The organism is Streptomyces sp. NPDC025793, from assembly GCF_055558375.1.
This window is the reverse complement of record NZ_JBVHMR010000016.1, coordinates 160,530-180,790: the sequence shown is the minus strand read 5'-3', so window position 1 is coordinate 180,790 and position 20,261 is coordinate 160,530. Positions and strand designations below refer to the sequence as shown.

21 protein-coding genes are annotated in these 20,261 nt (G+C 71.9%); 10 read left to right on the top strand and 11 right to left on the bottom strand.

Annotated elements, in window-relative coordinates; translation table 11 throughout:
- Window positions 1-566 precede the first annotated feature (566 nt).
- Window positions 567-974 (bottom strand): hypothetical protein, encoded by a 408-nt coding sequence (locus ACZ4MF_RS28295; protein ID WP_467494698.1) that lies wholly within the window; start codon window positions 972-974, stop codon window positions 567-569.
- A 127-nt stretch (window positions 975-1,101) separates the two neighbouring features.
- Here ACZ4MF_RS28295 and ACZ4MF_RS28290 point away from each other — a divergent pair, with 127 nt between their 5' ends.
- A complete protein-coding gene (locus ACZ4MF_RS28290) occupies window positions 1,102-1,737 on the top strand; it encodes a uridine kinase family protein (protein WP_467494697.1) in 636 nt (211 codons plus the stop codon).
- Between the two features lie 203 nt (window positions 1,738-1,940).
- Here ACZ4MF_RS28290 and ACZ4MF_RS28285 read toward each other — a convergent pair whose 3' ends face one another.
- Window positions 1,941-2,675, bottom strand: coding sequence for a SigE family RNA polymerase sigma factor (locus ACZ4MF_RS28285; RefSeq protein ID WP_467494696.1), 735 nt, complete (start codon window positions 2,673-2,675; stop codon window positions 1,941-1,943).
- A gap of 250 nt (window positions 2,676-2,925) precedes the next feature.
- On the opposite strand from ACZ4MF_RS28285, the gene afsQ1 reads away from it, so the two are divergent.
- The 5 genes from afsQ1 (at window position 2,926) to ACZ4MF_RS28260 (ending at window position 6,826) form a co-directional block, all read left to right on the top strand.
- A complete protein-coding gene (gene afsQ1, locus ACZ4MF_RS28280) occupies window positions 2,926-3,603 on the top strand; it encodes a two-component system response regulator AfsQ1 (protein WP_356030262.1) in 678 nt (225 codons plus the stop codon).
- Window positions 3,600-5,210 carry an ATP-binding protein gene (locus ACZ4MF_RS28275; RefSeq protein WP_467494695.1) on the top strand — a complete coding sequence of 537 codons (1,611 nt, stop codon included), beginning with the start codon at window positions 3,600-3,602 and terminating at the stop codon, window positions 5,208-5,210. Before afsQ1 ends, ACZ4MF_RS28275 begins: the two co-directional genes overlap by 4 nt.
- Window positions 5,207-5,839 carry a hypothetical protein gene (locus ACZ4MF_RS28270; RefSeq protein WP_467494694.1) on the top strand — a complete coding sequence of 211 codons (633 nt, stop codon included), beginning with the start codon at window positions 5,207-5,209 and terminating at the stop codon, window positions 5,837-5,839. Before ACZ4MF_RS28275 ends, ACZ4MF_RS28270 begins: the two co-directional genes overlap by 4 nt.
- A gap of 87 nt (window positions 5,840-5,926) precedes the next feature.
- The gene (locus tag ACZ4MF_RS28265) at window positions 5,927-6,514 is read left to right on the top strand and encodes a VanZ family protein (RefSeq protein WP_467494693.1); all 588 of its coding nucleotides are present in this window, start codon (window positions 5,927-5,929) and stop codon (window positions 6,512-6,514) included.
- 111 nt (window positions 6,515-6,625) lie between these two features.
- Window positions 6,626-6,826 carry a PspC domain-containing protein gene (locus ACZ4MF_RS28260; RefSeq protein ID WP_467494692.1) on the top strand — a complete coding sequence of 67 codons (201 nt, stop codon included), beginning with the start codon at window positions 6,626-6,628 and terminating at the stop codon, window positions 6,824-6,826.
- A gap of 92 nt (window positions 6,827-6,918) precedes the next feature.
- Here the strand turns inward: ACZ4MF_RS28260 and ACZ4MF_RS28255 are convergent, their stop codons facing one another.
- Window positions 6,919-7,254 (bottom strand): ATP-binding protein, encoded by a 336-nt coding sequence (locus tag ACZ4MF_RS28255; protein ID WP_467494691.1) that lies wholly within the window; start codon window positions 7,252-7,254, stop codon window positions 6,919-6,921.
- A 162-nt stretch (window positions 7,255-7,416) separates the two neighbouring features.
- Window positions 7,417-8,580, bottom strand: coding sequence for an adenosine deaminase (locus tag ACZ4MF_RS28250; RefSeq protein ID WP_467494690.1), 1,164 nt, complete (start codon window positions 8,578-8,580; stop codon window positions 7,417-7,419).
- A 145-nt stretch (window positions 8,581-8,725) separates the two neighbouring features.
- Here ACZ4MF_RS28250 and ACZ4MF_RS28245 point away from each other — a divergent pair, with 145 nt between their 5' ends.
- Window positions 8,726-9,487 carry an alpha/beta hydrolase gene (locus tag ACZ4MF_RS28245; protein WP_467494689.1) on the top strand — a complete coding sequence of 254 codons (762 nt, stop codon included), beginning with the start codon at window positions 8,726-8,728 and terminating at the stop codon, window positions 9,485-9,487.
- 5 nt (window positions 9,488-9,492) lie between these two features.
- Here the strand turns inward: ACZ4MF_RS28245 and ACZ4MF_RS28240 are convergent, their stop codons facing one another.
- Window positions 9,493-10,452, bottom strand: coding sequence for a LysR family transcriptional regulator (locus tag ACZ4MF_RS28240; protein ID WP_467494688.1), 960 nt, complete (start codon window positions 10,450-10,452; stop codon window positions 9,493-9,495).
- Window positions 10,453-10,515: 63 nt separating this feature from the next.
- Between ACZ4MF_RS28240 and ACZ4MF_RS28235 the strand changes: the two genes are divergently transcribed.
- From ACZ4MF_RS28235 to ACZ4MF_RS28225, 3 genes are all read left to right on the top strand, one after another.
- On the top strand, window positions 10,516-11,826 hold the full coding sequence (locus tag ACZ4MF_RS28235) for an MFS transporter (protein WP_467494687.1): 1,311 nt from the start codon (window positions 10,516-10,518) through the stop codon (window positions 11,824-11,826).
- A 119-nt stretch (window positions 11,827-11,945) separates the two neighbouring features.
- Window positions 11,946-13,073, top strand: a complete 1,128-nt coding sequence (dnaN, locus tag ACZ4MF_RS28230) for a DNA polymerase III subunit beta (protein WP_467494686.1) — start codon at window positions 11,946-11,948, stop codon at window positions 13,071-13,073.
- Between the two features lie 109 nt (window positions 13,074-13,182).
- Entirely contained in the window at window positions 13,183-14,196 is a 1,014-nt protein-coding gene (locus tag ACZ4MF_RS28225; protein WP_467494685.1) for a sigma-70 family RNA polymerase sigma factor, read from the top strand.
- Here the strand turns inward: ACZ4MF_RS28225 and ACZ4MF_RS28220 are convergent.
- The 6 genes from ACZ4MF_RS28220 to ACZ4MF_RS28195 form a co-directional block, all read right to left on the bottom strand.
- Window positions 14,080-14,466 carry an STAS domain-containing protein gene (locus tag ACZ4MF_RS28220; protein ID WP_467494737.1) on the bottom strand — a complete coding sequence of 129 codons (387 nt, stop codon included), beginning with the start codon at window positions 14,464-14,466 and terminating at the stop codon, window positions 14,080-14,082. The genes ACZ4MF_RS28225 and ACZ4MF_RS28220 overlap by 117 nt on opposite strands.
- A 67-nt stretch (window positions 14,467-14,533) precedes the next feature.
- A complete protein-coding gene (locus tag ACZ4MF_RS28215) occupies window positions 14,534-15,811 on the bottom strand; it encodes a thymidine phosphorylase (protein WP_467494684.1) in 1,278 nt (425 codons plus the stop codon).
- Between the two features lie 82 nt (window positions 15,812-15,893).
- Entirely contained in the window at window positions 15,894-16,298 is a 405-nt protein-coding gene (locus ACZ4MF_RS28210) for a cytidine deaminase (protein WP_467494683.1), read from the bottom strand.
- The gene (locus tag ACZ4MF_RS28205) at window positions 16,295-17,581 is read right to left on the bottom strand and encodes an ABC transporter permease (RefSeq protein ID WP_467494682.1); all 1,287 of its coding nucleotides are present in this window, start codon (window positions 17,579-17,581) and stop codon (window positions 16,295-16,297) included. The genes ACZ4MF_RS28210 and ACZ4MF_RS28205 overlap by 4 nt, the downstream gene beginning before the upstream one ends.
- Window positions 17,581-18,705 (bottom strand): ABC transporter permease, encoded by a 1,125-nt coding sequence (locus ACZ4MF_RS28200; protein ID WP_467494681.1) that lies wholly within the window; start codon window positions 18,703-18,705, stop codon window positions 17,581-17,583. Before ACZ4MF_RS28200 ends, ACZ4MF_RS28205 begins: the two co-directional genes overlap by 1 nt.
- Window positions 18,702-20,228, bottom strand: coding sequence for an ABC transporter ATP-binding protein (locus tag ACZ4MF_RS28195; protein WP_467494736.1), 1,527 nt, complete (start codon window positions 20,226-20,228; stop codon window positions 18,702-18,704). The genes ACZ4MF_RS28200 and ACZ4MF_RS28195 overlap by 4 nt, the downstream gene beginning before the upstream one ends.
- Between the last annotated feature and the right edge of the window lie 33 nt (window positions 20,229-20,261).

Genomic DNA, 20,261 nt, shown 5'->3' with positions numbered 1-20,261 from the left:
GTCCTCCCTCCGTCCAGGGAAGACGCAGCCCTCTTACTTCAATACCTGCCTCACTGCGCCAAGGCGGTCCGCGTCGCACCTCCGTGCCGTGTGACCCGCGGGTCTGCAATCGACCTTGACCGCACCTCTGACGAATGCCTCGTCTGTCGCCTTACCGGACCAGACATACGCCTCACCAGGTCTCAGGGCGGCCGGCTTTCCGGGGTTGAGACCCGAAAGCGCCGCGTCGACCTTCTGCAGGTGCTTCAGCCAGGCCGGCGACGTAAACCTGTGCAGCACCATGCGGGTGGAGAGTTCGATGAGTTCGCAGGGCACGGAGGGCGGATCCTGGCTGGCGACGAGGACTGGCATCCCCTTGTGCCGCATCTCGCGCACAGATGCCCTTCGAGAGTCGACTCCTCGACCCCGCGCCGGACCGCGTCCAGCGTCAGATCAGCACGATTCGCCTCGATGATCCTGCCGATCTGACGGATATGGCCGGACTGGTTGCCGACGGCTCCCATAAGGAATTTCCAGTGGGCGATCTTCCGCATCCGATCTCACGCCCCGCCGCGCCCAAAGCGCCCTTACGAGTTCACCGGCGTCTGGAGGACCAGGCCGGCCCCCGGCCACCCGCCGATGGACTCGGCCTCGGCGACCGGGCCCGTCAGGGTCTTGGTGCCCACCGGCTTGAAGTCGGCGATCTGCGTGCCCGCGCCGTTGTCCAGGGGGTCGACGCCCGTGCCCGCCAGGGGGTTGGGTTTGAGGCCGGCCACCGGGCCCGTGACGTAGGGGACCGTGGCCGCGAGGACCGCCAGGCCCGCCTGGGGGTCGACGTCGCCGAGCGAGGTCGGGCGCGACGGCACCTTCACGAGTGGCGCGGCCGACTCCGCGTGCGCCGTGGCGGCGCCGGCGCCCAGGGCCGCCCCTGCGGCCGCGAGGGCGATCAGGGCGCGCGGTGCGACGGGGGGTCGGGGGGAGTTCTGTCGGGCCATCGCTGGTGCCACCTTCCGGCGCGCAGGGTAATCGTGTCGACACGCAGGGTAGTTGAGGCGGGAGTCACGCTCAAAAGCCGACCCGCGGGGTCGGCAGGCGGCCCGCCATGCGTCAAACTGGTGTTCCGTGAGCATTCATCCTCCGGCCCCCGCCCGCGTCGTGCTGCTGTGCGGCCCCTCGGGTTCGGGCAAGTCACTCGTCGCCGCCCGTTCCGGGCTCCCCGTGCTGCGCCTGGACGACTTCTACAAGGAGGGTGACGACCCGACTCTGCCCCTGGTGCAGGGGAGTTCGGACATCGACTGGGACCACCCGGAGTCCTGGGACGCGGACGTCGCTGTCGAGGCCATCACCCGGTTGTGCGCCACGAGCTCGACACCGGTGCCGGTGTACGACCTCGCGCTGAGCGCGCGTACCGGCGAGAACACGCTGCACATCGGCCGTACCCCGCTGTTCATCGCCGAGGGCATCTTCGCGGCGGAGATCGTCGAACGCTGCCGGGAACTGGGGGTGCTCGCGGACGCGCTGTGCCTGAGCCGCGGCCCGTTCACCACCTTCCGCCGGCGCTTCCTGCGGGATCTGCGGGAGGGCCGCAAGTCGGTGCCGTTCCTGCTGCGCCGGGGCTGGCGGCTGATGCGCGCGGAGCGGTCGATCGTCGCCCGCCAGGTGTCCCTGGGCGCGCATGCCTGCGACCGTGACGAGGCGCTGGGGCGGCTGACCGATGCCGCGGCGGGGCGCCAGGTCCGGCAGCAGACGGCGGCCTGACCGGCGTACAGAAGCCGGCATACAGCGAAAAAGCGGGACTGGACAGGCCCCCCGGCCCTCCAGTCCCGCTTCTCGTGCTCCCCCGTGTTTCCCCCGTTCCCCCTCCCTGTTTCCCCCGTGGGCCCACCCCCCAGTGGTGCCCACGGCGGCCCCCGTTGTTCCCCCCGTGTCCCCCTCGGGCCACCCCCCGGTGACCCCGGCCTTCAGGCGACCAGTTCGCCGAAGGCGTTCTCCTCGTCACGGCCGAAGCTGAGGACCTCGTCCTCGCGCAGCCGGCGCAGCGAGCGCCAGATGCTGGACTTCACCGTGCCGACACTGATGTTGAGGATGTCCGCGATCTCCGGGTCCGTGCGGCCCTCGTAATAGCGCAGGACCAGCATGGTGCGCTGGAGTTCGGGCAGCCGGGCCAGCGCCTGCCACAGGACCGCGCGCAGCTCGGTGCCGCGCATCGCGTCCGTGCCGGAGGGCGTCTCCGGCAGTTCCTCGGTCGGGTACTCGTTGAGCTTGCGGCGCCGCCAGGCGCTGATGTGCAGGTTGGTCATGGTGCGGCGCAGGTAGCCGCCGACGGCCGCCTTGTCGCTGATCCGGTCCCAGGCCCGGTACGTCGAGAACAGCGCGCTCTGGAGCAGGTCCTCGGCCTCGAAGCGGTCGCCGGTCAGGTGGTAGGCGGTGGCGTACAGGGAGGCGCGGCGCTCCTGGACGTAGGCCGTGAACTCCGCCTCCGTCAGCGAGCGACGCCGCTCCCCCGAGGCCTCCCCGTGGCCCTCCCCCGGGTGCGTGTCGACCACCGACATGTACGCCGGGTGCTGACGCCCGGTGCCGCGAGCGCACCCCCGCCCGCTCACGGCACCGGACTTCTCGGAACCGGACCGGTGCGTGTGCACGTCGTGCAGACGCGTGACCACTGCGCTGGTGCTCATGCTGTGCAGCGTGTTCATCTCGCGCTCCCCGTCGTGGACGTCCGGTGGTTCGGTCTTGCCGGGCCGGCTTCCGACTGATCCGGTCGGCCGTCCGGCCCGTGACGAAAACTCTGCCGGGGGCACTTCATGGCCGTGTCCGCCGACTGTCACAGACCTGTCACAGGGGTCCTGCTCAGGGATGTCACAGGAAGTGCACATGTCGTGGCGGTAGGGAAGGGCTGGTGCGGGCAGGTGGGAGGACGGCGGGTCCATGGGCCAGAATGACCCCGTGGCTTCCCTGTTGCTGATCGAGGACGACGACGCCATCCGCACGGCCCTGGAGCTCTCGCTGACGCGCCAGGGCCACCGGGTGGCGACCGCTGCCAGCGGTGAGGACGGTCTGAAGCTGCTGCGCGAGCAGCGGCCCGACCTGATCGTGCTGGATGTGATGCTGCCCGGGATCGACGGCTTCGAGGTGTGCCGTCGGATCCGGCGCACCGACCAGTTGCCGATCATCCTGCTGACCGCGCGCAGTGACGACATCGACGTGGTGGTCGGGCTGGAGTCCGGCGCCGACGACTATGTCGTCAAGCCCGTGCAGGGCCGGGTGCTGGACGCCCGCATCCGGGCCGTGCTGCGGCGCGGGGAGCGCGAGTCCAGCGACTCGGCGACGTTCGGCAACCTGGTCATCGACCGCTCGGCGATGACCGTGACGAAGAACGGCGAGGACCTCCAGCTGACCCCGACCGAGCTGCGGCTGCTGCTGGAGCTGAGCCGGCGGCCCGGTCAGGCGCTGTCCCGCCAGCAGTTGCTGCGGCTGGTGTGGGAGCACGACTACCTCGGCGACTCGCGCCTGGTGGACGCCTGCGTGCAGCGGCTGCGCGCCAAGGTCGAGGACGTTCCCTCGTCGCCGACGCTGATCCGTACCGTCCGTGGTGTCGGCTACCGCCTGGACACCCCTCAGTGACGGACAGGCAAGGGGGGCTGCGCGGCTGGACAGCGGGGCGTGCGAGGACTCTGGCGCGGCTCCGGTTCACCAGTCTGCGGCTGCGGTTGGTCGTCGTCTTCGCGCTGGTGGCCCTGACGGCCGCCGTCTCGGCATCCGGCATCGCGTACTGGCTGAACCGCGAGGCGGTGCTCACCCGCGCCCAGGACGCGGTGCTGCGCGACTTCCGCCAGGAGATGCAGAACCGCGCGGGCGCGCTGCCGGCACACCCCTCGCAGGACCAACTCCAGCGCACCGCCGGGCAGATGGCGACCAGCAGCCAGGGCTTCGGCGTGCTGCTGGTCGGCCAGGACGCGAGCGGCAGGACGGTGTACGGCAACTCGGGCGGGATCAACGGCTTCTCGCTGGAGGACGTGCCGAAGTCGCTGCGCGCGGCGGTGGACAGGCAGCAGAAGGTGTCGGGCGCCAACAAGGAGCCGTACCACCTGTACTGGCAGCGGGTCGTGGCGCACGGCACGCCGTTCCTGGTGGCCGGTACGAGGGTGATCGGCGGCGGTCCGACCGGCTACATGGCGAAGTCCCTGGAGCCGGAGGCCAAGGACCTCAACTCGCTGGCCTGGTCGCTCGGCATCGCCACGGGTCTCGCCCTGATCGGCGCCGCGCTGCTCGCGCAGGCCGCCGCGACGACCGTGCTGAAGCCGGTGCACCGGCTCGGGGTCGCCGCGCGGCGCCTGGGCGAGGGCAGGCTGGACACCCGGCTGCGGGTCTCCGGCACCGACGAACTCGCCGATCTGTCCCGGACGTTCAACAACGCGGCCGAGGCGCTGGAGCACCGCGTCGCGGAGATGGCCGCCCGGGACGAGGCCTCGCGCCGGTTCGTCGCCGACATGAGCCATGAGCTGCGTACGCCGCTGACCGCCATCACCGCCGTCACGGAGGTGCTGGAGGAGGAGCTGGAGGCGGAGTCGGGCAGCATCGACCCGATGATCGAGCCGGCGGTGCGGCTGGTGGTCAGCGAGACGCGGCGCCTGAACGACCTGGTCGAGAACCTGATGGAGGTCACCCGCTTCGACGCGGGCACCGCCCGGCTGGTCCTGGACGACGTCGACGTCGCCGACCAGATCACCGCCTGCATCGACGCCCGCGCCTGGCTGGACGCCGTCGAACTGGACGCGGAGCGCGGCATCCACGCCCTGCTGGACCCGCGTCGGCTGGACGTCATCCTCGCCAACCTGATCGGCAACGCGCTCAAGCACGGCGGGTCGCCGGTACGGGTGTCGGTGCGGGCGGCGGACGAGGAGGTGGTCATCGCGGTGCGCGACCACGGGCCGGGCATCCCGGAGGACGTCCTGCCCCACGTCTTCGACCGCTTCTACAAGGCGAGCGCCTCCCGGCCGCGGTCCGAGGGCAGCGGACTGGGTCTGTCCATCGCCATGGAGAACGCCCACATCCACGGCGGCGGGATCACCGCCGCCAACTCGCCCGACGGCGGGGCGGTGTTCACCCTGCGGCTGCCACGGGACGTCTCACGGCTGACCGAGGAGCCGGACGAGGGCGACGGCAAGGGCGGCGGGACCGACACGGACAGCACGAGCGGCACGGACAGTTCAGGGAAGGAGGGGTCATGACCGTACGACGCGCGACGGCACGAAGCCGGGCCGCACGCCGCCTGCTGGCGCTGCCCCTCATGGGCCTGGCGCTCTCCGGCTGCGGCATCCGGGCCACGGAGGTGCCGACCGACTTCGGGGCGGCGCCGTCCCGGGTGCCGTGCTCGCTGGCCGGGCCGGACCGGTCCGCGCAGTCCTCGCGGGGCGTGCCCGTGCAGGTCTTCCTGCTCTGCGGGGCGTCCCTGGTGACGGTCGACCGGACGGTCGGCGTCGCCGAGGGCACCCCGGACGCCCGGCGCCGGGTGATCGTGGCCCAGGGGCTGCTGGACCAGCTGGCGGCATCGCCGTCCGCCGCCGAACGCTCCGCGGGCTACACGACGTACGTCCCGGGCGGCCTGAGCGTGTCGGGTCCCGGTCCGAAGGCCCCCGAGGACATGCTCCGCCTGAGCACGCCTCCGGCGCACCTGACGTCGTACGCCCTGGCGCAGGTCGTCTGCACCCTGTCCGACTCGGCGGCGACGGAGGGCGACGGCTCGGTCATCCTGGCCGGCCCGGTCCCCGACACCCCCCGCCGCTACGCCTGCACGGACGACGTCCGCAACCGCCCGGGAAACGCGCAGCCGCCGTCGAGTGCGGTGCCGGCGAACTAGCGCCGCCGGGGTGCGGCCGGACTGTGGATGACACCTCGGGGAAACCGATGCGGAACCGATCGTGCCCGGGGCTGCGTCTAGGGGGTCGTGCAGCGTCAAGGCTCCTTCGGCGGCAGCGCCGCGTTCCGCATCAGGGTGACAGGAGGCGTCCTCCTCGTCGCCCACCTCGCTCTCGTCGCCTGGCTGACGCTGCGCCCGCTGGACGTGCCCTGGGTGACACCGCCCAATCTGCATCCGCTGGCCGGCATCCGCGCCGACCTGGCACTCGGTGACCGGGAGGCGGCCCGGCGCCTCGGCGAGGGTCTCGCCCTGCTCGCCCCGCTGGGCGTGCTGCTGCCGGCGGTGCACGGCAGGCTGACCGTCTCCCCGCTCGCCTCCCTGATCCGTACGGCCGCGGCGGGCGCCCTGATCTCCCTCGGCATAGCGCTGCTGCAGACCGGGGTGCCCGGCCGGGTCGCGGACGTCGACGCGCTGCTGCTGAACACCGCGGGCGTCGTCCTCGCCCACCTGGCCGTCGTGCCGGCGGGCCGCGCCTGGCTGCGCCGCCGTGAGACGGGGGACGCGCGTGCCGCGCGGGAGGGCGCCGGCTCCTGGGCCGGGCGGCCCGTCACGCTCCAGGAGGAGCTGTCTCAGGGTCGCACCCCGACGATTCCCAGGGTCGGGATCGCCCCGTAGAGCGATGCTTCGCCCCCTTCGTCTCCCTACCGTGGAAGAAGGTCGAGGGACGCCACCGGGGCGGCCCCGGCCACCGGCCCGGCAGCGGGCCGACGACACGGAGGAGCCGCGATGACCGCCCTTGCCCGCCCCACCCACGGCCGCGTGATCGCCGGCGTGTGCGCCGGACTGGCCCGGCGTTTCGGCACCTCCGCGACGACGATGCGGGTGATCTTCCTGCTCTCCTGCCTGCTCCCGGGCCCGCAGTTCCTGCTCTACCTAGCCCTGTGGATCCTGCTGCCCTCCGAGGAGAAGTCCCGCACCGCCTGGTAGACGTGCGAACGCCGCTGGGGCGCCCCGGAGGACAACTCCGGGGCGCCCCAGCGGCGTTGTGCCGGCCGGCGGCCGGGTCAGGTCGGGTCGGGTCAGGTGACCGGGAGGCCGTTCACCGGGAGCCCGTGCGTGGGCAGGCCCGTGTGGGCCGTCGGCAGTCCGCCGAGCAGCCCGGCGGCCGGGGCGGTCGGGCTCTTGGCGAGGGCGTTCTGCGCGGCCGGCTGCGCGGCGGCGGCCGCGGTGCCCACGGCACCCTGCCCCCGGCTCAGCGCCGCGTTGGCGGCACCCGGCAGCGTCTGGGTGACGGAGCCCAGGGCCTGGCCGGATTCCGGGAGGGCCGGGGCTGCGTTGGCCGCGCCCGCACCGACGGCGGCGAAGGCGGCACCGAGGGCGGCGACACCGAGAGTCTTGACAGCAGACTGCTTCATCGTAAATGCATCCTTGAATGCGGAGACGGGAGAGGAGACGGGAGATCAGAGTCGATCCCAGCGGTCCTCGACCGTAAACACGCCGAACCGCACGCCGCAAACACCGAAATGCGGACACTATGTGAAAGCGCGTCCGCATTTCATGCCGAATACCGGGTGCGCTCACCCCTCCGAGTGAGCGGAGCCGCTGGTGGAGGCCGTCTGCTGGAACAGCCATTCGGATTTCAGTTCTGCATATCCGGGCTTGACGACGTCATTGATCATCGCAAGTCGTTCATCGAAAGGAATGAACGCAGATTTCATCGCATTGACGGAGAACCACTGGAGATCGTCGAGCGTGTAACCGAATGCCTCGACGAGATGCTCGAATTCCCGGCTCATGCCGGTGTGCGACATCAGCCGGTTGTCCGTGTTCACCGTGGCCCGGAAGTGCAGCCGCCGCAGCAACCCGATCGGATGCTCGGCGTACGACGGCGCGGCCCCGGTCTGGAGGTTGGAGCTGGGGCACAGCTCCAGCGGGATCCGCTTGTCCCGGACGTACGACGCCAGCCGGCCGAGCCGCACCGAGCCGTCCTCGCGGACCTCGATGTCGTCGATGATCCGCACCCCGTGCCCGAGCCGGTCGGCGCCGCACCACTGGAGCGCCTGCCAGATGGACGGCAGCCCGAAGGCCTCGCCGGCGTGGATGGTGAAGTGGTTGTTCTCGCGCTTGAGGTACTCGAAGGCGTCCAGGTGCCGGGTGGGCGGATAGCCCGCCTCCGCGCCGGCGATGTCGAAGCCGACCACGCCGGAGTCCCGGTACCGGTTGGCGAGTTCGGCGATCTCCAGGGAGCGGGCCGCGTGCCGCATGGCGGTCAGCAGCGCGCCGACCCGGATCCGGCGGCCGTCCTCGCGGGCGAGCCGTTCGCCCTGCCGGAAGCCCTCGTTGACCGCCTCGACGACCTCTTCGAGGGTCAGCCCGCCCTCCAGGTGCTGCTCGGGGGCGTAGCGCACCTCGGCGTAGACGACCCCGTCCGCGGCGAGGTCCTCGGCACACTCCCGCGCGACCCGGATCAGCGCGTCCCGGGTCTGCATCACGCCGACGGTGTGCCGGAACGTCTCCAGATACCGTTCCAGCGAGCCGGAGTCGGCGGCCTCGCGGAACCAGATGCCCAGCTTGTCCGGGTCGGTCTCGGGGAGGTCCGCGTACCCGGTCTCCTGGGCGAGGGCGACGACGGTGCCGGGGCGGAGGCCGCCGTCGAGATGGTCGTGCAGCAGAACCTTGGGCGCCCGGCGGATCTGGTCCGGCGTCGGAACGACCCCGATCGGTGCAGTCTGGCTCGTCATTTCCGCACTCTAACGCCTACGCGCGTAGAGGACCCGGTGAACGCGACGGCTCTTTCACCGCACTTTTCCGGCGCTTTCCCGCCGATACGCAACAGTGACCGCACGTACGGGTTTGGTACACCGCCCCTTCTGACACTGTTCTGTCATGGGACAGCAAGCGACGCCGGTCCGAACGGCCGGGCTGGGAAAGGCAGTCGGCCCGGAGCCGACGGCGGTGAGCGGAGCGGTGCTGCTGCTCCCCGGCGGGGAGGAGGTGTCCGCCCGCCGGCCGTCCCCCGTGCGGGCGACGCTCGCGCTGCGCCCGCTGGGCCGCCGGTTCGTCCGCGCGGGGCGGGCCGAGGGGCTGGCCGTGCACACCGTGCGGTACCGCTACCGGGGCTGGAACGGCAGCGAGGCGCACCTGGCGGCGGACGCGCGGTGGGCCGTCGACGAGGTCGTACGGCGCTACGGGGACGTTCCCGTCTGCCTGGTCGGGGTCGACATGGGCGGCCGCGCGGCGCTGCGGGCGGGCGGCCATGAGGCGGTCAACTCCGTGGTGGCGCTGGCTCCTTGGCTCCCCGAGGACGACGTGGCCGCGCCCGCCGAACCGGTGAAGCAGCTCGTGGGGCGGCGGGTGCTGATCGTGCACGGCACGAACGACCAACGCACCGATCCCGAGCTGTCGTTCCGGTACGCGGCGCGGGCGAAGAAGGTGAACCGGGAGGTGTGCCGGTTCGAAGTGCACTCCGACGGCCACGGGTTGACCGGGCACCGGGACGAGGTCGGGTGGCTCGCCGTCGATTTCATGCTCGGCGCGCTGTACGGACACCACCTGTCCCGGCCGGTCGAGGACGCGTTGGCCGCGCCGCCGCCGATCGGGTTGCGGATGCCGCTCGCGGCGGGCTTCGGCAGGTCGTTGAAACGGTAGACCCGTCAGGGCAGCAGGTTGCCCCTTCGCGACAGCAGGAACTTCTTGAAGGCGGCCACCGGCGGGGTGTCCGGGCGGTCCGCGAGCCAGGCCACGCCGATCTCCCGCGCCGCCCTCGGGGCCGTGACCGTCAGTTCCACGACGCCCGGCCTCGGGACCGTCGGCGGGGGCAGGAGCGCGACCCCCAGGCCCGCCGCCACCAGGCCCCGCAGGGTCTCCGCCTCCTCGCCCTCGAAGGCGACCCGGGGACGGAAGCCCGCCTCGCGGCACAGGGCGTCGGTGATGCGGCGCAGGCCGTAGCCGGGTTCCAGGGTGACGAAGGTTTCCTCGGCGGCCTCCGCCAGGCGGATGCGCCTGCGGCCGGCCAGGGCATGGTCGGCGGGGACGACCAGACGGAGTTTCTGCTCGTCGAGGCGTCGCGCGACCAGGTCGGGGGCGTCGGGGACCGGGGAGGTCAGGCACAGGTCCAGCTCGCCCGCGCGCAGCCGCTCCAGCATGGCCTCGCCGTAGTTCTGGACCAGGCTGAAGCGGATGCGCGGGTGGTCGGCGCGGAAGGCGTGCAGGAGGCCCGGTACGGTCTCGGCGCCCATGGTGTGCAGAAAGCCGAAGGCGACCTTGCCGGTGGTCGGGTCGGCGTCGGCGCGGACCTCCTCGGCGGCCCGCTCGACCTCGGCGAGGGCGCGTTCGACCGAGGCCAGGAAGGTGCGGCCGGCGGGGGTGAGGGAGACGGTGCGGCCGTGCCGGGCGAAGAGGTCGACGCCGAGGTCCTGCTCCAGGCGGACCATCGCGCGGGAGAGCGTGGACTGGGGGACGTTCATCTCGTGCGCCGCCCGGGTCACGTGCTCGGTGCGGGCCACGCCGGCGAAGTAGGCGAGGCGGGGGGCGAGCACCTTCGACATCTCAGACATGTCTTCTGTGTCACTGTTCGATGACAGGCGAGCCTGTGAACTCTGCTGATGCACCATGGGAACGATTATGGCGATTCCATGCATTGGACGCATGAGGCGGGCCGTCCCTACGGTCTAGGCATGTCTCCCGCCAGTACCGGGGCGTCCACCACCGTGGTCGCCACCTCGCCCGTCCCCGCCGCCGACGCCTCCGTCGACACCTGCGACTCCGCCGTCGACACCCGGCTGACCCCCGGCGGCCCCGGCTACCGCCGGATGAGCTTCGCCCTCTTCCTCGCCGGTGTCGCGACCTTCGCGCTCCTGTACTCCACGCAGGCCCTGCTGCCCCTGATCTCCGGCGAGTTCGGGGTCGCGGCGAGCGACGCGAGCTGGACGGTGGCGGCCGCGACCGGCGGACTGGCGCTGTTCGTGCTGCCGATGAGCGCCCTGTCGGAGCGCTTCGGCCGCCGTGCGGTGATGACGGGCTCGCTGGCCGTCGCGGTCGCCGTCGGCCTGCTGGTGCCGTTCGCGCCGTCGCTCGGCGTGCTGGTGGTGCTGCGGGCGGTGCAGGGCGCGGCGCTGGCCGGTCTGCCCGCCTCGGCGCAGGCCTATCTGGCCGAGGAGGTCCGGCCGAAGGCGCTGGTCACGGCGATCGGTCTGTTCGTCGCGGGCAACAGCGTCGGCGGGATGAGCGGCCGGATCATCACCGGCTGGGTGGCCCAGGCGTGGGGCTGGCGGGTCGCCGTCGCGGTGATCGGCGTGATCGCGGTCGGCTGCGCGGTCGCCTTCCGGCTGCTGCTGCCGGCGCCGAAGCACTTCACGGCGGGCTCGCTGCGGCCCCGGATCCTGCTCGGCACGGTCCGCGGCCACCTCGCCAACCCGCTGCTGCGCCGGCTGTACGCGATCGGCGCGCTGTTCATGACGGTGTTCGGCGGCGTGTACACGGTGATCGGCTACCGCCTGACGGAGGCGCCGTTCGGGCTGCCGCAGGGCATCATCGGCTCGATCTTCCTGGTCTACCTGGTGGGCACGGTGTCCGCGTCGACGGCGGGCCGGCTGGTGGGCCGCCTCGGCCGACGGGGGGCGCTGTACCTGGCGGGCGGTACGACGACGGCCGGTCTGCTGCTGTCGCTCGCGCCCTCGCTGCCGCTGGTGCTGCTGGGTCTGGTGCTGATCACGGCGGGCTTCTTCGCGGGGCACGCGGTGGCGTCCTCGGCGGTCAGCAAGACGGCCACCCAGGGCCGTGCGCAGGCCTCGGCCCTGTACCAGTCGATGTACTACATCGGCTCCAGCGTCGGCAGCACGGTCGGTGCGACGGCCTTCCACGCGGACGGCTGGGGCGGCACGGTCGCCGTGGGCCTCCTCGCGGTCGTCGGTGTCGTCACGATCACCGTCGCCGGCTCGCGGGCGGCCCGGGTCGCGGCCCGGACGGCGCCCGTCGCCGCACACTGAGTCCCCTCGTACGACCCGTACGACGCTTTCACCGAACCCCCTGCTCAGGGGCGGTTGTCAGTAGGCGCGGATATCGTCCGCCCTTGGTCAACCGGCCCACTGAGCAGGGGGTTTGTCGCATGGAATTCCGGATCGCGCGCGGGGAGCTGGCCGAGGCGGTCGCCTGGGCGGGGCGGGCGCTGCCCGCGCGGACGACGGTGCCGGTGCTGGGCGGGCTGGTGCTGAGCGCGGAGCCGGGGCGGCTGTCGGTGTCGGGCTCCGACTTCGAGACGGCGGCGCGGGCCGGGGCCGACGCCGAGGTGACGGTGCCGGGCCGGGTGCTGGTCCTCGGGCGGCGGCTGCTGGACATCTGCCGGGTGCTGCCCGACGGCCCGGTGAGCTGCGCGCTGGAGGGCAGCCGGTTCACGGTGGAGGCGGGCGGCACCCGCTTCGGGCTGTCGACACTGCCGTACGAGGAGTACCCGGCGCCGCCGGCGGCGCCCGCGCCGTACGGCGAGGTGGACGCCGCCGCGTTCGCGACGGCCGTCGGACAGGTGGCGGTCGCGGCGGGCCGCGACGACACGCTGCCGATGCTCACCGGCGTCCAACTGCGCTTCGACGGCGCGGAGATGACACTGTCGGCGTCCGACCGGTACCGGTACGCGGTGCGCGGGCTGCCCTGGCGGCCGACCGGCCCGGACGGAGAGGCCGTGGAGGTGCTGCTGCCCGCGCGGCGGCTGCTGGAGGTGGCGCGGGCGCTGGGGAAGTGCGGCGCGCTGCGGATCCTGCTGGAGGTGGCCACGGCGCAGAGCTCGGGGGCCGTCGGTTTCGAGGGCGGGGACACGCGCGCGGTGCTGCGGCGGCTGGAGGGGCGGCTGCCGGGGTACAGGGCACTGTTCGAGGTGGCGGGGGCGGCCGTGGCCGAGGCGGAGTGCGCGGCGTTCGCGGAGGCGGTGCGCCGGGTGGCCGTGGTGGCGGACGGGAGCAGCCCGGTGCGGCTGGACTTCTCGGCCGCCGAGGGCTCGCTGCTCGTGCGGGCGGGATACGGGGACGACGTGGCGGCGCAGCGCCTTCCGGTCGCCCTGAACGGGGCGGACGAGGTGACGGTGGCCTTCAATCCGTCGTACCTGCTCGACGCACTGAACTCCTTCGAGAGCGGTGAGCTGCGGCTGGAGATGCTGGGGGCGGGCCAGCGGGTGCTGCTCGGCGCGGGCGGGCCGCGGTCCGCGCACCGTCATCTGCTCATGTCCGTGAAGCAACTGGTCTGAGCTGGGCATTTTCGGACTCGGGGGGCCATTGTCAGTGGGCTGCGGTAGCTTCCGAAGTGCTGGGGCGCAAGGGTGCGCGAACAGGAACGGCCACAGGGGTGGGTGGACGATGGGTGACAGCACGGCGACGGTGGACCTGGACGTCGCACTGGAGAAGCACCGGACCGAGCTGACCGGATACTGCTACCGCATGCTCGGCTCCTCCTTCGAGGCCGAGGACGCGGTGCAGGACACCCTGGTGCGGGCCTGGCGGAGCTACGAGAAGTTCGAGGGCCGCTCCTCCCTGCGCTCGTGGCTGTACCGGATCGCGACGAACGTGTGCCTGGACATGCTGACGGCGGGCAACAAGCGGGCGAGGCCGATGGATCTGACGGAGTCGAGCCCACTGGCGCAGGCGGCGCTCTCCCCCCGCCCGGAGAACACCTGGCTGGAGCCGATGCCGGACGCGCGGGTGCTGCCCCAGGTGCAGGACCCGGCGGAGGCGGCCGTCGCCAAGGAGTCCATCCGGCTCGCGTTCATGGCAGCGCTGCAGCAACTGCCGCCCAAGCAGCGGGCGGTGCTGATCCTGCGCGAGGTGCTGGCCTGGAAGGCGAGCGAGGTCGCCGAACTGCTGGGCACCTCGGTCGCGTCGGTCAACAGCGCGCTCCAGCGGGCCCGGGCCACACTCGCGGAGCGTGCCGACGCCGGCCCCGAGGGCGCGGTGTCCGATCCGCTGGACGAGGAGCAGCAAAAACTCCTGGAGCGGTACGTCAAGGCCTTCGAGGGCTACGACATGGCGGCGCTCACGGCGCTGCTCCACGAGGACGCCGTCATGACGATGCCGCCGTTCGACCTGTGGCTGCGCGGCACGGCGGACATCACCGGCTTCATGACCACCCTCGGCGCCTCCTGCGCGGGCTCCCGCCTGCGGCCGGTCATGGCCAACGGCCTGCCGGGCTTCGCGCACTACAAGCCGGACGAGGAGAAGGGCGGGTTCAGCCCCTGGGCGGTGCAGATCCTGGAGATCTCAGACGGCCGGATCACCGGTTTCCACTGCTTCCTCGACACCCAGCGCTGGTTCCCCCTCTTCGGTCTGCCCCTCCACCTGGAAGCGGAGTCCGACGAGGTCGAGAAGGGAGAGTAACGACGGGGCGGGATCCCGCAGGCGTATCCGCCCGCCGGCCCGGCGGGCGGTCAGCTCCAGCCGTGCCAGCAGATCGACGGCGCCCAGCCCCGAGGGCCCGAGTCCGCCCACATCACACACGACGACCCGTGCACCGGTCGCCGCCAGCAGCGCCCGCACGTCGTCGCACAACCCCGGCACCTGGTCACGGCTGACGGCGCCGGGCAGCACGAACACGGCAGGTGTCTCGGCATTCACGACCGGTAGACCGCCGGGGCGGTCGTAACTCATCGCGCACGCCGAAGGGGACCGGCGCAGGTCCACCGATCCCCTTCACCCGAACGGGAAATCCACCTGGTCAGGCGATCCGCTCCAGCACCACCGGCGACGCCGTGAAGTCCGTGCCGGCCGGGGCGATGTCGTACGAGCCCTCCACGGCCTCCAGCGCGTAGGCGAAGCGCTCGGGGGTGTCCGTGTGGAGGGTCAGGAGGGGCTGGCCCTCCTTGACCGTGTCGCCCGGCTTGGCGTGCATCTCGACGCCCGCGCCCGCCTGCACCGGGTCCTCCTTGCGCGCACGCCCCGCGCCCAGGCGCCAGGCCGCGACGCCGATGTCGTACGCGTCCAGACGGGTCAGCACGCCCGTGGCCGGGGCCTTGATGACGTGCTGCTCCTTCGAGGTGGGCAGCGTGGCGTCCGGCTCGCCGCCCTGGGCCGCGATCATGCGGCGCCAGACGTCCATCGCCGAGCCGTCGGCCAGGGCCTTCGCCGGGTCGGCGTCCTTGATGCCGGCCGCGTCGAGCATCTCGCGGGCCAGGGCCAGCGTCAGTTCCACGACGTCCGCCGGGCCGCCGCCCGCCAGGACCTCGACCGACTCGCGGACCTCCAGGGCGTTGCCCGCCGTGAGGCCCAGCGGGGTCGACATGTCCGTCAGGAGGGCGACCGTCCGCACGCCGTGGTCGGTGCCGAGGCCGACCATCGTCGAGGCCAGTTCGCGGGCGTCCGCGAGCGTCTTCATGAAGGCGCCCGAGCCCACCTTCACGTCCAGGACCAGCGAGCCCGTGCCCTCGGCGATCTTCTTCGACATGATGGAGGACGCGATCAGGGGGATCGCCTCGACCGTGCCGGTGACGTCGCGCAGTGCGTAGAGCTTCTTGTCCGCCGGGGCCAGGCCGTCGCCCGCCGCGCAGATCACCGCGCCCGTGCCGTCCAGCACGGACAGCATCTCCTCGTTCGAGAGCAGCGCGCGCCAGCCGGGGATCGACTCCAGCTTGTCCAGGGTGCCGCCGGTGTGGCCGAGGCCGCGGCCGGAGAGCTGCGGGACCGCCGCGCCGCAGGCCGCGACCAGCGGGGCCAGCGGGAGCGTGATCTTGTCGCCGACGCCGCCCGTGGAGTGCTTGTCCGCCGTCGGGCGGGACAGCGACGAGAAGTCCATGCGCTCGCCCGACGCGATCATCGCCGCGGTCCAGCGGGCGATCTCGCGCCGGTTCATGCCGTTGAGCAGGATCGCCATCGCCAGCGAGGACATCTGCTCGTCGGCGACCTCGCCCCGCGTGTACGCGTCGATGACCCAGTCGATCTGCTCGTCGGTCAGCTCGCCGCGGTCCCGCTTGGTGCGGATGACGGAGATGGCGTCCATGGCCATGGCGTTCCCTTCGGAAGATGTACGACGTGTACGGCCCCCCTGCGCGGATGCGGGTCAGGGGGGCCGTACACCGGAGTTACTTGGTGAGATGGGCCGGGCCGAAGGCCTGGGGCAGCATCTCGAAGAGGGGCAGGACACCCTCCGGGGTGTCCAGGAGGAGGTCCGGGCCGCCGAACTCGTGGAGCAACTGGCGGCAGCGGCCGCAGGGGACCAGCAGGGCGCCCTCGCCGTCGACGCAGGTGAAGTGCGTCAGCCGGCCGCCGCCCGAGCGCTGGAGGTCCGAGACCAGACCGCACTCGGCGCACAGGCTGAGCCCGTAGGAGGCGTTCTCCACGTTGCAGCCGGTGACCGTGCGGCCGTCGTCGACCCGGGCCGCCACGCCGACCGGGTAGCCGGAGTAGGGGGCGTACGCCCGGGACATCGCCTCGCGCGCCACCACCCGCAGGGCCTCCCAGTCGAACACTGCGGCTGCACCCGTCACTTGCCCTGGCCCTTCCGGTAGCGCATGCCGTCCGCCTTCGGCATCCGCAGGCGCTGTGCCGACAGGGACAGCACCAGCAGCGTGACGACGTACGGGGTGGCGCCGACGAAGTCGCTCGGGACCGTGTCGGTGAGCAGGTACCAGACCAGGATCACCGCGGCCACGGCGAGGCTGATCACGCCCTGGAGCATCGCCTTGCGGTACAGCTTCCAGGCGGCCAGGGCCACGAGCAGGACCACCAGCAGGAGCAGCAGCGCGTGGACGGTCGTACCGCCGTTGCGCAGCTGGAGCGCGTCGGAGTAGCCGAACAGTCCGGCGCCCATGGCCAGGCCGCCCGGACGCCAGTTGCCGAAGATCATCGCAGCGAGGCCGATGTAGCCGCGGCCGCCGGTCTGGCCCTCCAGGTAGGTGTGCGAGGTGACCAGGGCGAGGAAGGCGCCGCCGAGGCCGGCGAGGCCGCCGGAGACGGCCACGGCCGCGTACTTGTAGGAGTACACGTTGACGCCCAGCGACTCCGCGGCGGTCGGGTTCTCGCCGCAGGAGCGCAGCCGCAGGCCGAACGGGGTGCGCCACAGCAGCCACCAGGTGCCGGCGAACAGCAGCGCGGCCAGGACGGTGACGACGGACAGGTGGGTGACCAGGCCACCGAGGATGCCGGCGAGGTCGGAGACCAGGAACCAGTGGTGGTTCTCGACCGACTGCAGGGCGTCGGAGAGGCCGGGCACGGTGACGTCGGGCAGCGCGGCCACCGGCGGGGACTGCTTGGGGTTGCCGCCCGCGTTGGCCGCCGCGCCGCCGGCGAAGAACAGCTTGGCGAGGTACTGGGTGGCGCCGAGCGCGAGCAGGTTGATCGCGACACCGGAGACGATGTGGTCGACGCCGAAGGTGACGGTGGCGACGGCGTGCAGCAGGCCGCCGAGGACGCCGAAGGCGATGCCCATCAGCAGGCCGAGCCAGGGGTTGGTCTGCCAGCCGATCCAGCCGGCGCCGAAGGTGCCGAGGATCATCATGCCTTCGAGGCCGATGTTGACCACACCGGCCCGCTCGGACCACAGACCGGCCAGACCGGCGAGGCCGATCGGCACGGCGAGGCCGAGGGCGGCGCTGACCTGCCCGGCGGAGTCGAGGTCCTGTGAGCCGGTGATCACCCGGACCGCGGCGAGGAGGAGCAGCGCACCCGCGACGATCATGAGGATCTGGCCGACGGAGCGGCCCGAGCGCTGCGGCGCGCCCGCCGCCTTGGGCGCCGCCGGCGGCGGCGTGTCGGTCATCGTGGCAGTCATCACGCCACCTCCTGCTTCTTCGTCGCGGCGGCCTGAGCGGCGAGTTCCGCGCCGACCTTCTGCTGCTGGCGTTTGAGGCCGTAGCGGCGTACGACCTCGTAGGCGATCACGACGCACAGGACGATGACGCCCTGGATGACGCCGAGGATCTCCTTGTCGTAGCCCTGGAACTCCAGGTGGTTGGTGGTGCGCTCCAGGAAGCCCCACAGCAGGGCGCCGAGCGCGATGCCGATCGGGTTGTTGCGGCCGAGCAGCGCGATGGCGATGCCGGTGAAGCCGATGCCCGTCGGGAAGTCGCTGCTGAACTGGTAGCTGTCGTTGAGCAGGGTCGGCATGCCGATCAGACCGGCCACCGCACCCGAGATGATCATGCTGGTGGCGACCATCTTCTTCACCGACACACCGCTCGCGGCGGCCGCGCTCTCGGACTGGCCGACGGTGCGCAGGTCGTAGCCGAAGCGGGTGCGGCCGAGCACGAACCAGTACGCGACGCCGACAGCGGCGGCAAGGAAGATGAAGCCCCACAGCTCGCCGGACGGGCCGGTGTCGATGCTGAAGAAGTGCGAGCCCGACGGCAGCGGCTTGGTGGCGACGACGGTGTTGCCCTGCTGGAGCTGGGCGAGCTTTCCGGGCTGGAGCAGGTAGGCGATGATCGCGGTGGCGATCGAGTTCAGCATGATCGTCGAGATGACCTCGCTGACGCCGCGGGTCACCTTGAGGATGCCGGCGATGGCCGCCCACAGGGCGCCGGTCGCCATGGCGCAGATCAGGATCAGCGGGATGGCCAGCCAGCCGGGCACGGTCAGCGCGCCGCCGAGGACGGCGGCGAAGAACGCGGCGAGCCGGTACTGGCCGTCGACACCGATGTTGAACAGGTTCATCCGGAAGCCGATGGCCACCGAGACGCCCGCGAGGTAGTACGTGGTCGCCTTGTTGAGGATGTAGACCTGGCTGTCGCTGGCGAAGCCGTAGGTCAGCATGTCGTTGAAGGCGGGACCGGGGTTCTTGCCGGTCGAGAGGATCACCAGGGCGGTGACGACGAGCGCGGCGACGACCGCCAGCAGCGGCGCGGCGATGCCGAGAAGCAGCCGCTCCTTGTCGATCCGTGAGGTCAGCTTGTTCATCGCTCGTCGTCCTCTGTGTGCTCCAGGTGGCCGGAGGCCGCACCCGTCATGGCGGAGCCCAGCTCCTCGGGGGTGATCGTGGCGGGGTCGGCGTCGGCGACCAGGCGGCCGCGGTACATCACCCGCAGGGTGTCGGAGAGCCCGATCAGCTCATCCAGGTCCGCGGAGATCAGCAGCACGGCCAGGCCCTCGCGGCGGGCCTCGCGGATGTAGTCCCAGATGGCGGCCTGGGCGCCGACGTCCACGCCGCGGGTGGGGTGGGCGGCGATGAGCAGCTTGGGGTCGTGGCTCATCTCGCGGCCGACGATCAGCTTCTGCTGGTTGCCGCCGGACAGCGAGGCCGCGGTGACGTCGATACCGGGGGTGCGGACGTCGTACGACTCCACGATCCGCTGGGTGTCGGCGCGGGCGGCCTTGATGTCGATGAGTCCGCCCTTGGAGTTGGGCTTCTCGGTGACGTGGCCGAGGATGCGGTTCTCCCAGAGCGGTGCTTCCAGGAGCAGGCCGTGGCGGTGGCGGTCCTCGGGGATGTAGCCGATGCCGGCCTCGCGGCGGCGGCGCGTGGGGGCGTGGGAGATGTCGGCGTCGTCGAGGGTGATCACACCGGCGTCGGGGTCGCGCATGCCCATGATCGCCTCGACCAGCTCGGACTGGCCGTTGCCCTCCACGCCGGCGATGCCGAGGACCTCGCCCTTGTGGATGGTGAAGGAGACCTGGTCGAGGACGATGCGCTCGATGCCGTCGAGGTCGGTCTGCGCCAGGTGCAGGCCGTCGACGGTGAGCATCGGGACGTCCGTGACGGTGGACTCCGTGGTCTCCGGGGTGGGCAGCTCGCTGCCGACCATCAGCTCGGCGAGCTGCTTGGGGGTGGTCCTGGACGGCTCGGCCGTGCCGACCGTCGTGCCGCGCCGGATGACGGTGATCTCGTCGGCGACGGAGAGCACCTCGCCCAGCTTGTGGGAGATGAAGATGACGGTGAGGCCCTCTGCCTTGAGCTCGCGCAGGTTGTCGAAGAGCGCGTCGACCTCCTGCGGCACGAGGACGGCGGTGGGCTCGTCGAGGATGAGGGTCTTGGCGCCGCGGTAGAGGACCTTGAGGATCTCCACGCGCTGGCGGTCGGCGACGCCGAGCTCCTCGACGAGGACGTCCGGGCGGACGTTCAGGCCGTACGCGTCGGAGATCTCCTTGATCTTGGCGCGGGCCCTGCCGCCGATGCCGTACAGCTTCTCCGCGCCGAGGGCGACGTTCTCCAGCACGGTGAGGTTGTCGGCGAGCATGAAGTGCTGGTGCACCATGCCGATGCCGCGGGCGATGGCGTCGCCGGGGTTGTGCAGGACGACCTGCTCGCCGTTGACCGTGATGGTCCCCTCGTCCGGCTGCTGCATGCCGTAGAGGATCTTCATCAGGGTGGACTTGCCGGCGCCGTTCTCACCGCACAGGGCATGGACGGTGCCCGTGCGGACGGTGATGTCGATGTCCTTGTTGGCGACGACGCCGGGGAAACGCTTGGTGATGCCGCGCAGTTCGACGGCAGCGGGAGGGCTGGACGCGTTGAT

What these genes read in the sequence shown, in the direction of transcription:
- ACZ4MF_RS28295 (WP_467494698.1), bottom strand. Translation starts at nt 974, where the DNA reads ATGGCCCGACAGAACTCCCCCCGACCCCCCGTCGCACCGCGCGCCCTG.
- ACZ4MF_RS28285 (WP_467494696.1), bottom strand. Translation starts at nt 2,675, where the DNA reads ATGAACACGCTGCACAGCATGAGCACCAGCGCAGTGGTCACGCGTCTG.
- ACZ4MF_RS28270 (WP_467494694.1), top strand. Translation starts at nt 5,207, where the DNA reads ATGACCGTACGACGCGCGACGGCACGAAGCCGGGCCGCACGCCGCCTG.
- ACZ4MF_RS28260 (WP_467494692.1), top strand. Translation starts at nt 6,626, where the DNA reads ATGACCGCCCTTGCCCGCCCCACCCACGGCCGCGTGATCGCCGGCGTG.
- ACZ4MF_RS28255 (WP_467494691.1), bottom strand. Translation starts at nt 7,254, where the DNA reads ATGAAGCAGTCTGCTGTCAAGACTCTCGGTGTCGCCGCCCTCGGTGCC.
- ACZ4MF_RS28250 (WP_467494690.1), bottom strand. Translation starts at nt 8,580, where the DNA reads ATGACGAGCCAGACTGCACCGATCGGGGTCGTTCCGACGCCGGACCAG.
- ACZ4MF_RS28245 (WP_467494689.1), top strand. Translation starts at nt 8,726, where the DNA reads ATGGGACAGCAAGCGACGCCGGTCCGAACGGCCGGGCTGGGAAAGGCA.
- ACZ4MF_RS28240 (WP_467494688.1), bottom strand. Translation starts at nt 10,452, where the DNA reads ATGGTGCATCAGCAGAGTTCACAGGCTCGCCTGTCATCGAACAGTGAC.
- ACZ4MF_RS28235 (WP_467494687.1), top strand. Translation starts at nt 10,516, where the DNA reads ATGTCTCCCGCCAGTACCGGGGCGTCCACCACCGTGGTCGCCACCTCG.
- dnaN (WP_467494686.1), top strand. Translation starts at nt 11,946, where the DNA reads ATGGAATTCCGGATCGCGCGCGGGGAGCTGGCCGAGGCGGTCGCCTGG.
- ACZ4MF_RS28225 (WP_467494685.1), top strand. Translation starts at nt 13,183, where the DNA reads ATGGGTGACAGCACGGCGACGGTGGACCTGGACGTCGCACTGGAGAAG.
- ACZ4MF_RS28220 (WP_467494737.1), bottom strand. Translation starts at nt 14,466, where the DNA reads ATGAGTTACGACCGCCCCGGCGGTCTACCGGTCGTGAATGCCGAGACA.
- ACZ4MF_RS28215 (WP_467494684.1), bottom strand. Translation starts at nt 15,811, where the DNA reads ATGGACGCCATCTCCGTCATCCGCACCAAGCGGGACCGCGGCGAGCTG.
- ACZ4MF_RS28205 (WP_467494682.1), bottom strand. Translation starts at nt 17,581, where the DNA reads ATGACTGCCACGATGACCGACACGCCGCCGCCGGCGGCGCCCAAGGCG.
- ACZ4MF_RS28200 (WP_467494681.1), bottom strand. Translation starts at nt 18,705, where the DNA reads ATGAACAAGCTGACCTCACGGATCGACAAGGAGCGGCTGCTTCTCGGC.